Raw genomic sequence first — 13,708 nt, 5'->3', positions numbered from 1 at the left:
GCGGGGACGCCGCCATCATGACGGCCTATCCAAGGTGGCGCATTATCCGGAGATCATGCACATCACGCCAGTTTCGTCCGGCCTGCGCCGGTTCCTCGCGCCCGCCCTGCTGCTGGCCCTGCCCCTGCTGCTGACCGCCTGTGGGGGCGGCAAGGCCACCCGGCCTGCGCCCCCGCCGCCGACGGCGAGCTGGCCCAGCACGGTGCCGGACAACCCCGAAGCCGCCAATTCGGTGCTGATGCGCGCCATCAGCCTGGTCGGCACCCCGTACCGCTACGGCGGCAACACGCCCGATTCCGGCTTCGACTGCAGCGGCCTGGTCGCCTACGTCTACCGCGAAATGCTGGACCTGAAGCTGCCGCGCACCTCGCGCGACCTGGCAGCGGTGCAGGGCCCGAAGATCGATCCGCAGCGTCTGGCCACCGGCGATCTGGTGTTCTTCGGCAGCCGCGGCAGCGTCACCCATGTCGGCATCTATGTCGGCGAAGGGCGTTTTGTTCATGCGCCGAGCACCGGTGGCACCGTGCGCCTGGATTCGCTCAGCGGGCCGTACTGGAAAGACCACTACACAGGAGCGAAACGTGTTCTTCGCTAAGATGAACAGGCGATATGTTCAAAACTGTGATTGGCGTCACTGCTGAAATAACGGATTATTAACGGAATTTTTAACTTATTGACGCTTTTACAGGGCATGATGCCCCATCGTTTTTTTCCTGTGACCGACGCGTGACGACTGACGACCTGCAAGGCCAAGGCCAGACCGCCGCTTCTTCACGTAGTGTCCGCCCGCTGCTGCTCGGCCTGGCGCTGTGCCTCACCAGCCTGCCGGCCTGGTCGCAGAGTGCTCCCGCCCGATCCGACGCACCCCCGGCCCCGGTGGCCGAGACCGCCGTCAAGCCGGCCGCCAAGGCCGAAGCTGCCGCTCCGCAGCGCAGCCGCGCCGATGCCGCCGCCAGCGCCACCCTGGCCGCCCTGCTGCCGCATCTGGCCGCCAACGACACCATTCCGCTGATGGACCGCTCGGCCATGGTCGCCGGCGATCTCAGCCGCCTGCTTGCCAACTACGACACCAGCAGCGTCGCCAACGGCAGCGCCGTCGGCAATGCCGCCGACAACGGCAAGGTGCAGTCCCTGCTGCGCCGCGCGATGACCCTGCTGGGCACCCCCTACCGGTGGGGTGGCAGCAACCCGGACAGCGGTTTCGACTGCAGCGGCCTGGTCGGCTACGTGTTCCGTTCGGCCCTGGGCATCGAGCTGCCACGCGTCTCGCGCGAAATGGCCCACGATGACAACGCCGAACTGATCAACGACCGCGCGGCGCTGGCCGCGGGCGATCTGGTCTTCTTCGGCCGCAAGGGCCGCGTCGACCACGTTGGCATCTACGTGGGTGAAGGCCGCTTCCTGCATGCGCCGAGCACCGGCAAGGATGTCCGCGTGGATACCCTGCTGACCGGTTACTGGGGCAACAAGTTCATGCAGGCGCGCCGGGTCGAGCTCTGATTCCAGCCCCCCGCGACCGCACTGGAAAGCCGCTGCCCTGCAGCGGCTTTTTTGTTGTGCGTCGTTGGGCGTGGCCGCTGCCGGTCGCCCACTGCGTTGGTGTTTGATGTCACGGTGCGATCCGGCCGCGACCGGCCGCTGCGTGCGGCCATGGCATCCCGGCGTGGGGCGGCACGCGGGCGATGCCCGACCTGATTCCGCCCGCGTTGCCCGGATGCTTGGGGGAAGGCATGGCGGCGAGCCTGCAGGTTCCATCACGCTGCGTGATCTGGTTCGGCCAGCCCCTGGCAGCCGAGCGCAATGCGCTGGCCGCCGCTGGCTGGCAGCTGCGCGCCGTCAGCCCCTGCCCGGCCATGGCCATCGGCCTGCGCGGCCGCGACCATCTGGTGGCGGTGGTGGATCTTCGCCATCTGGACGCGGACGCCCTGCACCTGCTGCTGCCGTGGATCGAGCAGCACCACCACCTGCCGTGGCTGGCGGTGCTGCCGGTCGGCCTGGGCGCTCCACCACCCAGCTGGGCATCACTGCTGCATGCCTGCCATGACCAGTTCACCCTGCCGTTGGAGCTGCAGGACCTGCTGACGGCCATGCACCGCCAGTGCGACGACGAACCGGCGTTGCCGGCCGCCGTGCGCGATGGTGGTGGCCTGCCCTCCCTGATCGGTGACAGCCCCGCACTGCTGACCGTACGCGCCGCCCTGCACAAGTTCGCCCCGGTCGAGCTGCCGGTACTGGTCACCGGCGAAACCGGCACCGGCAAGGAACTGGCCGCGCAGGCGCTGCATGCGCTGTCCGGGCGCGCCGGACGGCCCTTCCTTGCGGTCAACTGCGGCGCCATTCCAGCCAACCTGGTGCAGTCCGAACTGTTCGGCCACGAGCGCGGCGCCTTCACCGGCGCAGCGCAGCGCCGTGTGGGCCTGTTCGAAGCCGCCCATGGCGGTACGGTGTTCCTGGACGAAGTGGGCGACCTGCCCGCCGACGCCCAGACCAGCCTGCTGCGCGTGCTGCAGGAAGGCACCCTGGAACGGGTGGGCAGCAACCAACCGTTGCGGGTGGATGTGCGCGTCCTGGCCGCCACCCATGTCGACCTGGAACAGGCCGTCGCCCAGGGGCGCTTCCGCCGTGACCTGTATTACCGCCTCAACGTGCTGCGCCTGCCGATGCCCCCGTTGCGGGAGCGCGGCAGTGATGTGCTGCTGCTGGCCGACCACTTCCTGCGCAGCTTCCGCCAGCGTCATCCCGGCCGCGCCCGTGGTTTCGATCCCGCCGCCCGCCAGGCCATGCGTCGCTTCGACTGGCCGGGCAACGTGCGCGAGCTGCTGAACCGGGTGCAGCGCGCGGCGATCGTTGGCGAAGCCGAGCTGATCAGCGCCACCGACCTGGATCTGGCCGAAGCAGCGCTTCCCTCCCCCCGCGCCCTGCTGCAGGATGCACGCGGCCAGGTCGAGCGGGATGTGCTGCTGCAGGCGTTGAAGCAGAACGGCTACAACGTGTCGGCGTGCGCGCGGCACATGCAGGTGTCGCGGGTGACGGTGTATCGGTTGTGCCGCAAGCATCATCTGGAGCTGCCACCGGAGCGGTAGTGCCGGGCGCTGCCCGGCAGCCGGTCACGTGCGCCCACGTCGGGTAGTGCCGGGCGCTGCCCGGCAGCCGTTTTCCGCGACCGCGGAGGGGTGTCGCTTTCTTTGCTCGTGCAAAGAAAGTAACCAAAGAAACACGCCGCCGTCTGCGAGCCGCCGTGCTGCGCACGCCGGTGCCCTGCGCTGCTCGGCGAACCGGGGGACGGCGCGGAACTCGCTGCGCTCAGACACCCGCGCCTCTCCGCCCCCGGCTCCCCTGCGGTGCTCGGCTCGCTTCAAGGCGGACCCAAATCAACGGCAAAGGCGCGTGCTTCGTTTGTCATCGCGATTTGCCGCTGCTTTGCACGCGTTCTGAAGAAACACTCCGCCGTCTGCGAGCCGCCGTGCTGCGCACGCCGGTGCCCTGCGCTCCTCGGTGAACCAGGGGACGGCGCGGAGCTCGCTGCGCTCAGACACCCGCGCCTCTTCGTCCCTGGTTCCCCTGCGGTGCTCGGCTCGCTTCAAGGCGGACCCAGGTCAAAGTCAACGGCAGGCGCTTTGTTTGTCATCACTGCGATGCAGGCACTGGCGGCTGTGGCATTTGATCTTTCCGCCTTGTAGCGAGCCGAGCACCGGAGGTCCGGCGAGGGCAAAGAGGCGCGGGTGTCTGAGCGCAGCGAGTTCCGCGCCGTCCCTCGACGTACCCAGGAGCGCAGGGTACCGGCGCGCAGCGCCGGCTCGCGGATGGCGGAGCGTTTCTTTGGTTACTTTCTTTGCGCGCAAAGAAAGTGACACCCCTCCGCGGTCGCGGAAAACGGCCGCCGGGCAGCGCCCGGCACTCCCCTGCCGGAGCACCACCGCAAAAAAGAACGCCGGGCATGACCCGGCGCCACCGATGCATGATCATCGCAATCGGCTACAACATGTATGGCACCTTGAACGACAGCGTGAAGTCCGGCGCGTCCGGGGTCAGCCCGATCCCCAGCAGCGTCACCATCGTCGCGTGCTGGTTCAACGCATACGTCACACCCAGGTTCAACGACGCCGCGTTGGCATCACTGCCGATCACCTTCACCCATTGCCCGCCCTGGAAGCGGGTGGATGCGCGGGCGCTGATCTTGTCGCTGAAGGAAATGCTCAGGCTGGTGCGCTCGTTGAATGCGAACGCCACGCCCGCGCCGAAGTACACCGACCCTCCCAGCTTCACGTCACCCGGGTTGACCGTGTCCGGATTGCTGTCGATATCGTCGAAGCCACGCGGGAAGGAATGGATGTAACCGGCATTGGCGAACAGGATCGCCGGGTCGGCGGTCTTGACCATCGACACGCCCAGGTTGGCCTGCCACACGCCGTTGCCGGTGGGCTGTTCGCGCGGCACGGCGAAGCGGATGTAGTCGTCGTCATCGCGCTCGATCACCTTCCAGTCCAGGCCATAGGGCGCGCGGCCGGTGGGTGCGGTGACGCCGCCGGTCAGCACCGTTTCCGGGCGCCAGCCGCGTTCGCCGAAGAGGCGGTAATTGGCGCTCAGGCTGACATCGCCCAGACCGTTGCCGTTGGTCTCTTCCTGGGCGATGGCCGCCGCAGCACCGCCGGCGCCGCCCTTCTGGTAGACCGTGCGCCGTGCCAGGTAAGGCACGTCCATGTTCAGCGTCAGGTTCGGGCTGACACCCCAGCGCGCGGCCAGGTTGTAGGTAAGTGAATCGGATTCGACGTTCTCGATGGCGATGTTGCCAAGGAAGATCGCGTCCAGCGCCAGGAAGCCGTTGAGGGTGAGCTGCTTGCGGTCGTAGCGGGCGTAGGTGAGGCTGTTTTCCAGGGTGAACCTGCGCGAGAACAGCGCGGCCTGCTGCTGCTTCACATCGTCCACGCTGCGCCGCGCTTCCTGCTTGGCCTGCTGGGCTTCGGCGGCCGTGCTGGCATACCCCTCACTACTGGGTGGCACGGCCGCCGCAGCAGCCGGTGCCAGCGGTGCCGCCGGCGCGGTACTGCCGCCGGCGCGTCCGCTCAGCCGCGCCTGCATGGCCTGCACCTGCATGTCGAGCTCGCGCAGGCGGCGTACTTCCTGTGCGTAGTTGGCCTTCAGCTGTTCGAGCTGGGTGATCAGTGCCTGGACGTCGGCACCGTCCTTGGCCTGCGCTGCCGGTTCCTGGGCGAAGGCGTTGGCCGCCAGCGCCGCCAGCGCCAGCGGGGTCAGCCGCAAATAGGTGTGCATGTCATTGGCCTGCGTTGTCGTTCCATCCCCCTTGACCGGGCCGTGTTACTGGCCCGGGCCCATGCCGCGGTTCAGCGCGATCGCCTGGGCCACGTTCTGGCTCAGGGGGGCGTTGCTCGCCACGGTGCTGCGTACCAGTTCCAGCTGCAGCCGGTTGCTGGCGATCTGGCCATCACCGGACAGGGCGATGCCCTGGCCGACGCTGCCATTGCGGATCCATTGCTGGACCATGCCCTGCCCATCGACCTGCAGCAGCAGGCGTGCCTGGTTGCCATCGAGCACCACGCTGGCGCTGGCGCCGCCCTGCTGCATCTGGGCGATGCGGTTGCCATCGTCGGTGGCGGTGGGCACCGCGCCATCACGCACGGTCAGCGTGGTCACGTTGCGTGCGGTGTTGCCATCACCGGCCACCTGCACCGCCTGCACCAGGCCGGTGGCATTGGCCAGGCCGCTGCTGTCGATGCTGCGCCCGCTGGTGGTGGGCAACGGTGCATCGGCCGTGGTGACCTGCACGTGCGGCTGGAAGGTGAGCCGTGGCGAGCCCCCCTGGCGGAAGTCCATGCCCAGGGTGAGTGCGCCCTGCACGGCGCTGCCGTTGGCGCCCTGCCACTGCGAGATCATGGTCACCCCGAACCACGCCACGTTGTTGCCGCCCACGGTGTAGCGGCCACGCATCTGGTTCAGTTCGGGATCGGGTATTTCCTTCAGTCCACGCCCCGGCGCGCCCTCGGCCGCCCAGGCGGGCAGCACCGGCAACAGCAGCAGCGTGGCGATCAACAAGCGTCGGTACAGCATGATCGAACCTCCTTCAGAACAGGTCGGCATGGCTGAAGCCGAAGTCGACCAGTTCGGCATCGGTGATCGGGCCCTGCCGCGCATACAGGGCGCGCGCACTGGGCCGTTCGCTGGGTTGCAGAAGTACGGTGTTGCGATCGAAGTCGGTGCCGATCACGACGAAAACAGCACGGGACGGCCACGCTTCGGTGAACTCGGCCAGCGACAGGCTGCGGTTGCCGAGGATGGGGTCGGCCACTTCGACGATGCCGCCACGGACCTGCTTGAGCACCACGAAATGACGGAAGCCACGCACGTCCATCAGCACCAGCCCGGGCACGCGCAACGTGCGAAGCCGGGTTTCATCGATGCGGTAGCCGCGCCCGCGCATGCCCAGTGATTCGACATAGCGCTTGATGTCCAGCAGCGAGAAGCCGCGTTCCTTCACCAGTTGCGGGTCGGATACGCCCATCATTCCCTCGATCACCGTCGCTTCGTTGGTGTCCAGGTGGTAGGCGTAACGCAGGATCGTGGCCAGTGCGGCCGCGCCGCAGCTGTAATCGGTGTGTTGCCGCACCAGGTTGCGGTAGCGCCGCTCCTGCATGCTTTCCACCTTCTGCTGCATCAGCGCGCCGTTGGGCAGCACGCCAGTGAAGGCGACGTCGCCCGCCCATGCGTGGGCACTGCCCAGCAACAGCAGGCAGGACAGCAGGCGGATCCAGCAGCGGTGTGCGGCCATGGTGCCCTCCAGCGGAAGGAAGGAGCCCCTGCCCCAAGGGGGAGGAGGAGCAGGGGCTCCCGGGGGAACCCGGCCATTGGCGGATGGCCGGGCTTGTTGCACTCAACGCAGCATCGCTGCGAAAGCGGTCACGCCAGGAGTTACTCGCCGCCGCCGGTGCCGCCACCGCCACCGGTGCTCGGCTGTGCCACGGCCAAGGCCAGGCTGTTGGCCTGCAGGTTGCCGGTGCCGGAGGCCACGTTCACGCCGATGTTGCCCGAGGCGCCGGAGAACGCACTGCCCGACAGCGCCGAGGTGTTGGTCGCATCCACGTTCACCCAGCGGGTGGTGGTGACCGTGCCGCTCAGGCTGGCGTACAGGTCGGCAATGCCCAGCTCGACGAACTGGCTGGTGCCGCTTTCACGTGTATCGAAGCCAAGGCCACCCACTCCCGGGCGGTTCGGGTTCATCGTTGCGTTCTGGATCTGGTTGTCCAGATCGATGTGGCCGGTGCTGTTGCCATCCGGGTGCGGCAGGTCACCATCCCAGGTATCGAGATAGTAGTTGGCCATCTGGTAGGCGTTGCCACTGCCACGGTAGGTGCCAGCACCGGCCGCCAGGGTCAGGCCGCTGACTTCGCCGCTCATTCCGACCTGCACCGTGTCGGTGTAGGACTTCACGTAGCCGGCGTTGGCGACGGTGTTGCCGCTGGACACCTGGTTGGAGCTGATGCTGGACTGGGCCATCGCGCTGGTGGCCACCGATGCAGCGAGCGCGTTCTTCTGCTCGTTGTTGTTGCCCGAGGCGATGTTCACGCCGATGTTGCCCGATGCGCCGCTGAAGGCATTGCCACCCAGGCCGGCGGCGTTGGTCACGCCCGAGTTCATGGTGGTGTTGCCCATGCCGGACTGGTTGACGAACACCTCGGCGTCGGCCATGCCGAAGCTGAAGGAGGCGTCGGCGGCGGACAGCGATGCCGCGTTGTCCTGCGCGTTGTTGTCGCCGGCCACGACGTTGAAGCCGAGGTTGCCGGAGGCACCGGAACCGACGTCGTCGGCGATCGAGGCGCTGTTGGTGACCAGGCTGTTGGCGGCGGTGTTGTGACTGATCGACTGGCGGTTGTCGATGACCGCGATGGCCGCCGAATCCAGGTCGATGTTGCCGGTGATGGTCGGATCGCCGGAGAAGTTCACGTCACTGCTCAGGCGCAGGTCCTTTTCCAGGTTCACGTCGACGCCGTGGTTGTTCTTTTCCTTGCGCTCGTCGGCCTGGATGTTGCTGTTCTTCTGTACCTGCTCGTTGACGTTGACCGTGCGGGTGCGGGTCACGTTGGAGCTGTCGGTGTTGTTGCGTACCGTGGTGTGCGTGCGGGTCCAGTTGCGCGCGTCGTTCACGGTGTTGTTGTGGGTGTCGTTGCGGGTCTCGGTCACGACATGGTTGTGGTTGATGTTCGCGTTGGCATTCTGGTTGTCCCAGCCATTGGCCGCGGCAGCGGTCGAGGCAGTGGCGATTGCCATGGCGAGCAAGGTCTTTTTCACGGTCGCTTTCATGGTGCCCTCTCTCTCATCAGTGATACATCGGGTGGTGGGTGGTACTCACGGGTTGCCCTGTACGACCAGGCCCAGCACATTGGCCGTGTCGTTGCGGGCTCCCGCGATCTGATTGAGTTGCAGGACACCGTCGAAGCCCCGCAGTGCCGTGGCGGAAACGCCGACACTGCGAATACCCGCCGCAACACCGTCGCCGGCGTCGCCCTGCCCCCCTGCTGACGCGATGTCCGACGACGCCAATGCCGCGTCGTCCGACTCGCGTATGCCTTGCCGGGCCAGCGTCGCGCTGACGACGTTGAGCGTCGTGTTGGCGATGCCGCTGGTCTGGTTGATCGATGCGATGCCACTGGCGCCGGACAGCGCCTGGCCTTCGATATGCGCGCTGGCCTGCAGTGGCCCGGACAGCACCACATCGCCGCGGCGCTGCTGGCGTGCAGCGATGGCCACGTTGGCCTGGTCGCCGGTGGCCATGCCCTGCAGGTTGGCCTGGATGTTCAGGTCGCCAGCCGCCTGGTTGATGGCGATGGCACCGCTGGCGCCGGACAGCGCGCGGTCGCCGATGCGGGCCACATCCAGGTAGGCAAGCATGCCGCTGTAGTCGTCGGCCCAGGCCAGTGCCGGCGCCGCAGCCAGCACCACCAGCAACAACGGGCCACGCAGTGCGCGCTTCACTTGCCACCTGCCTGCGCCGGCGCGCCCAGCGGGAACTGCGCCAGCGCGCCGCGTACCGTATCGCCGATGCCACGGGTGGTGTTGCCGACCGCGCCCAGCGGGCCACTCATCGCGCCACCCAGGCCGTTGCCGCCGATCGCCCCATCGCTGGAGCGGCCCAGGGTGCCACCCAGCGCCTGCTGGGTGACCCGTTCAACGGTGGTGCCACCGGGCCCGGCCACATGTGCGGTCTGCCCCGCGCCAAGCCCGGCATAGTCGTCATCGCTCAGTTCGTCCATGCCACTGGAGCCGCCACCGCTGCCGAGGGCAGTGGCGATCTCGCGCTGCGGTTTCGGATCGGCGATCAACGCCATGCCGGGCGGCGCCATGCGATAGGCCGGGCGCGCGGCCACATCACGCAGCAGGACGATTTCGCCCGGCTGCGGCTTCACCCCCTGCCGCGCGCCGGACGCGGCGGCGAGCATGGGGCAACCCAGGGCCAGCAGCAGCGCCAGCTGCCGGACCGACGAACCGAGATGGGTGGTGCTGCTGTCCATGCCGCTCTCCCGTTGCGTATGCGCAGGGACAGAGCAGCTTCCGTGCCAACTTCCGGAAGACGGCGCAACAAGCGTTTGCGGGCGATTCAGTGTGCCCGGCTGCTGCCGGGGTGTTACAGCCGCGTGCGGATTCCGTTTGCCTTAACGTGCAGAAAACAACGTGGCACAACGCCGCGCGGGCGCTGTATCAGCAGTGTTACAGGTGCTGATACAGCCCGTTGCAGTGCCGCTTCAGCTACGCGGCGGGGTCGGATCGGGATCGTCCAGGCCCACGTTGGTGGACGGGTTGTCATACACCGCCTGGTCGAGCAGGCCGGTCTCCTTGGCCACCAGCACCGGCACCAGCATCTGCCCGGTCACGTTCGTCATCGTGCGCATCATGTCCAGGATGCGGTCGATCGCGTACAGGTAACCGATGGTTTCCAGCGGCAGGTTGGCCGCGCTCAGCACCACCGTGGCCATGATCACCGCGGTGCCCGGCACGCCCGCGGTACCGAAGCTGCCCAGCACCGAGGCGATCAGCACCACCACGTACTGTTCCGGGGTGAGCGGCACGCCGCTGTACTGGGCGATGAACACCGCGCACAGCGCCGGATAGATCGCACCACAGCCGTCCATCTTGATGCTGGCGCCCAGCGGCACCGCAAACGAACCGTAGTCCTTGTTCACGCCCAGGTTGTGGGTGATCGAGCGCAGCGCGACCGGCATCGCGGCGAAGCTGGACGAGCTGACGAACGCCACCTGCATGCCCGGTGCGGCGCCGCGGAAGAACTTCAGCGGGTTCAGGCCATGCGACAGCAGCAGCGCACTGTAGACCACCACGATGTGCAGCGCGCAGGCCACGTACAGGGCCAGCACGAAGTGGCCCAGCGGCAGCAGCTTTTCGAAGCCGTAGCTGCCAACCAGGCCGGCGATCAGGCCGAACGTACCGATCGGGGTGACTTCCAGCACGAAGCGGGTCACCTGAATCATGATGTCGCTCATCTGGCCGACCAGCTTGCGCGCCTCGGTCACCTTTTCGCCCAGCTTGACGATGGCAAAGCCCACCAGGCCGGCGAAGAAGATGACCGGCAGGATGGAGCCACGGCCCGCCGCCAGCACGGTCTCGCCGGCCGCATTGACCTTGGTGCCGATGCCCGACAACGCGTAGAACACGTTGGAGGGCACCACGTCCAGCAGCACCTGCACCACGCTGGGCACTTCGCGCGGCACGTAGTTGTTGGCCATCGACAGCTGCAGGCCACCGGCGCCGGGCTGCAGCACGGTACCCACGCCCAGGCCCACGCATACCGCCAGCGCAGCGGTGATCACGAACCACAGGAAGGTACGGCCGCTGAGGGCGGCCACCGACTTCTGGCCGTGCAGCGAGGAGATCGCGTTGATGACCGCGAAGAACACCAGCGGTACGGCGATCATCTTGATGAGGGTGACGTACAGCTCACCGAGCGGGCCGAACCAGGTTTCAGCGGCCGGGCCAAGCGCCCAGCCGGCCAGCGCGCCGAGCACGAAGCCACCGACCACGCGCTGCCAGAATGGAATCCGCAGCCAGGCAGAGACCAGTTTCATAGGCAATCCAGAGGGGGAAGGAAGGGATGCTGGCACGATAGCCCAAGCGGACCGGCGGTACGACCGCCCCACCGGCAAACTGTGTGTCATCGGCGTGCATTGCAGGGTTGGGCATAATGAACGCCCCGTTACACTTTGTGAGATCCCAGCGTCCATGCGTCGTTCCGTCTCCCTGTTGGCCGCCTGCGCCACCACCCTGCTGCTGGGCGCCTGCGCCAGCACTGCTCCCACTTCCGCCCCGGCCGGCCTGAAGGTTGCCGTTGATCCCGTCGCCCACCCGGCCGGCGAGACCCCGCAGTGGTGGTACCGCAGCGGCGCCGCCCAGGCGGCCGCCAACGGCGCGATGGCCGGCAAGGCGAAAAACGTCATCCTGTTCCTCGGCGACGGCATGAGCCTGACCACCGTGGCCGCCTCGCGCATCTACGAAGGCCAGCAGAAGGGCGATTCGGGCGAAGAGAACCTGCTGTCCTGGGAACGCTTCCCGGCCACGGCGTTCAGCAAGACCTACAACACCGATTCGCAGACCCCGGATTCGGCCGGCACCATGACCGCCATCACCACCGGCGTGAAGACCCACATGGGTGCGATCGGCGTCAGCGCAGGTACCCGTACCGACTGCGCCGACAGCCTGTCCAAGGGCCTGCTGACCTGGCTGCAGCTGGCCGACAGCGCCGGCCTGGCCACCGGCATCGTGTCCACCGCGCGCCTGACCCACGCCACCCCGGCCGCCACCTACGCGCATTCGCCCGAGCGCAATTGGGAAAACGACACCGACCTGACCGACGCGGCCAAGGCCGCCGGCTGCAAGGACATCGCCCAGCAGCTGCTGTCGACCTCGCGCTACGGCCGTGGCCCGCTGGTCGCCCTTGGCGGCGGCCGCGGTGAATTCACCACCGTGGAAGAGCGCGACCCCGAGTACGACGACAAGGTCGGCCAGCGCCTGGACGGGCGCAGCCTGGTGCAGGAATGGCAGCAGGCGCACCCGCAGGGTGCCTATGTGTGGAACAGCAAGCAGCTGGCCGCGGCCGCCAGCGCACCGGCCATTCTTGGCCTGTTCGAGCCGGACCACATGCGTTACGAATACGAGCGCCCGCAGGACCCGGCCGGCGAGCCGAGCCTGGCCGAGCTGACCGCTGCCGCGATCAAGAACCTGTCCCAGCACCAGGAAGGCTACGTGCTGATGATCGAAGGCGCGCGCATCGACCACGCCAACCACAGCGGCAACGCCTACCGTGCCCTGACCGAAACCGTCGCCCTGTCCGACGCGGTGCGCGTGGCCAATGAACTGACCTCGGCCGACGACACCCTGATCATCGTCACCGCCGACCATTCGCATACGCTGAACTTCGTCGGCTACCCGGCACGCGGCAACCCGATCCTGGGCAAGGTGAAGGACAAGGGCGGCGAAGACGGCGCCGGCAAGCTGGATTACGCACTGGACGGCAACGGCCAGCCCTACACCACCCTGAGCTACGCCAACGGCCCGGGCCACACCGGCACCAGCAACCAGCAGCCGGCCGGCCCCAAGCGCTACCCGCACAACCCGAGCAGCTTCGAGCCGGCCAACGGCCGCCCGAACCTGCACGACGTGGACACCGAGCACCCCGATTACATGCAGGAAGCGCTGGTGCCGATGAAGTCCGAATCGCACGGTGGCGAGGACGTGGGCATCTGGGCACGCGGCCCGGGCAGCAAGGCGATCCGCGGCACGCTGGAACAGAACGCGATCTACCACATGATCGTGCAGGCCACCCCGGCCCTGCGCGAGCGCCTGTGCCAGGCCGGCACCTGCGACGACAAGGGCGTGCCGGTGCAGCTGCCGGCGCCGACTGCGTTCGAACGCCAGGTCCAGGCCAAGTGACCGCACGGTCCGCAGGCCTGCGTTCGGCCAGCGGCCGCCTTGCGCGGTCGCTGGTGTTGTGCGGCCTGCTGGCCGGTGGTCCTGCGCTGGCGCAGGCACCGGCCTGCAAGCTGCTGACCGACGAACACGGGCTGTGGCCCCTGCCCGGCTGCGAGGTGGTCGACCACCGGCCGCAGATCAGCGCCGACACGCTGAGGGACCTGAACTACGACGACCACGGGCTGGCCGTGGTGTATGCCGACCAGGGTTTCCATTACGTGGACCGCAGGGGCCGCAGCCTGCCGGTGCTGACGTGGGACAACGGTCCGGAGACGCCGCAGGAAGGCCTGCTGCGTGGCCGGGTGGGTGATCGGGTGGGTTATTTCGACCTGAAGTTCCGGCGGGTGATTGCGGCGACGTTCGATTTCGCGTGGCCGTTCCAGGAGGGTGTGGCGGAAGTCTGCAATGGCTGCCGGCGTGGCACGCCCGATGACGATGGGCATACGCCGATGGAAGGCGGAGAGTGGTTCCGGATCGACCGCTCGGGTCGTCGGGTGAAGTAGGTTTTTTCGGCAGGGCTGCGCCCTGCACCTGCAGAAGCCGGAGCACAATCAAAAGCGGCTCTGGTTTTCTGTGTGTTGGGCGGGGCGGTGTGGGTGGGCAGGACACGCCGTAAACCCATCCCTGGGGGCTCGTAGGCGCCATCCATGGCGCCTGCGGTCCTGCCCACCCACACCGCCCCACCCCCGACAGATTCCCGGTGGCCAGTAGATCCACGCCA

12 protein-coding genes are annotated in these 13,708 nt (G+C 67.7%); 5 read left to right on the top strand and 7 right to left on the bottom strand.

The genetic code is table 11. The annotated features are described in order from the left end of the window. Nucleotides 1-55 precede the first annotated feature (55 nt). The 3 genes from ACM2ZB_RS21330 (at nt 56) to ACM2ZB_RS21320 (ending at nt 3,083) form a co-directional block, all read left to right on the top strand. Entirely contained in the window at nt 56-595 is a 540-nt protein-coding gene (locus ACM2ZB_RS21330) for a C40 family peptidase (RefSeq protein WP_313441191.1), read from the top strand. Nucleotides 596-726: 131 nt separating this feature from the next. Continuing rightward, the gene (locus ACM2ZB_RS21325; RefSeq protein ID WP_416056889.1) at nt 727-1,500 is read left to right on the top strand and encodes a C40 family peptidase; all 774 of its coding nucleotides are present in this window, start codon (nt 727-729) and stop codon (nt 1,498-1,500) included. A 230-nt stretch (nt 1,501-1,730) separates the two neighbouring features. Then, nucleotides 1,731-3,083 (top strand): sigma-54 interaction domain-containing protein, encoded by a 1,353-nt coding sequence (locus ACM2ZB_RS21320; protein WP_416056888.1) that lies wholly within the window; start codon nt 1,731-1,733, stop codon nt 3,081-3,083. Between the two features lie 892 nt (nt 3,084-3,975). Here the strand turns inward: ACM2ZB_RS21320 and ACM2ZB_RS21315 are convergent. The 7 genes from ACM2ZB_RS21315 to ACM2ZB_RS21285 form a co-directional block, all read right to left on the bottom strand. Then, nucleotides 3,976-5,271 carry a transporter gene (locus tag ACM2ZB_RS21315; protein ID WP_313442540.1) on the bottom strand — a complete coding sequence of 432 codons (1,296 nt, stop codon included), beginning with the start codon at nt 5,269-5,271 and terminating at the stop codon, nt 3,976-3,978. A 45-nt stretch (nt 5,272-5,316) separates the two neighbouring features. Further along, nucleotides 5,317-6,066 carry a hypothetical protein gene (locus tag ACM2ZB_RS21310; RefSeq protein ID WP_416056887.1) on the bottom strand — a complete coding sequence of 250 codons (750 nt, stop codon included), beginning with the start codon at nt 6,064-6,066 and terminating at the stop codon, nt 5,317-5,319. Nucleotides 6,067-6,079: 13 nt separating this feature from the next. After that, nucleotides 6,080-6,784, bottom strand: a complete 705-nt coding sequence (locus tag ACM2ZB_RS21305) for a C39 family peptidase (protein ID WP_416056886.1) — start codon at nt 6,782-6,784, stop codon at nt 6,080-6,082. Nucleotides 6,785-6,924: 140 nt separating this feature from the next. Next, nucleotides 6,925-8,313, bottom strand: a complete 1,389-nt coding sequence (locus tag ACM2ZB_RS21300; RefSeq protein WP_416056885.1) for an adhesin — start codon at nt 8,311-8,313, stop codon at nt 6,925-6,927. Between the two features lie 45 nt (nt 8,314-8,358). After that, nucleotides 8,359-8,985, bottom strand: coding sequence for a hypothetical protein (locus tag ACM2ZB_RS21295; protein WP_313442547.1), 627 nt, complete (start codon nt 8,983-8,985; stop codon nt 8,359-8,361). Continuing rightward, the gene (locus ACM2ZB_RS21290) at nt 8,982-9,521 is read right to left on the bottom strand and encodes a hypothetical protein (RefSeq protein ID WP_313442549.1); all 540 of its coding nucleotides are present in this window, start codon (nt 9,519-9,521) and stop codon (nt 8,982-8,984) included. Before ACM2ZB_RS21290 ends, ACM2ZB_RS21295 begins: the two co-directional genes overlap by 4 nt. A gap of 231 nt (nt 9,522-9,752) precedes the next feature. Continuing rightward, entirely contained in the window at nt 9,753-11,087 is a 1,335-nt protein-coding gene (locus ACM2ZB_RS21285) for a dicarboxylate/amino acid:cation symporter (RefSeq protein WP_079222671.1), read from the bottom strand. Between the two features lie 154 nt (nt 11,088-11,241). Between ACM2ZB_RS21285 and ACM2ZB_RS21280 the strand changes: the two genes are divergently transcribed. After that, the gene (locus ACM2ZB_RS21280; RefSeq protein WP_416056884.1) at nt 11,242-12,948 is read left to right on the top strand and encodes an alkaline phosphatase; all 1,707 of its coding nucleotides are present in this window, start codon (nt 11,242-11,244) and stop codon (nt 12,946-12,948) included. Next, nucleotides 12,945-13,490, top strand: a complete 546-nt coding sequence (locus ACM2ZB_RS21275; protein ID WP_416056883.1) for a WG repeat-containing protein — start codon at nt 12,945-12,947, stop codon at nt 13,488-13,490. The genes ACM2ZB_RS21280 and ACM2ZB_RS21275 overlap by 4 nt, the downstream gene beginning before the upstream one ends. Nucleotides 13,491-13,708: the final 218 nt, after the last annotated feature.

Source organism: Stenotrophomonas maltophilia, from assembly GCF_047782825.1.
Classification (GTDB): Bacteria; Pseudomonadota; Gammaproteobacteria; order Xanthomonadales; family Xanthomonadaceae; genus Stenotrophomonas.
The sequence above is the reverse complement of the archived record's forward strand: the minus strand, read 5'-3'. Positions and strand labels throughout refer to the sequence as shown.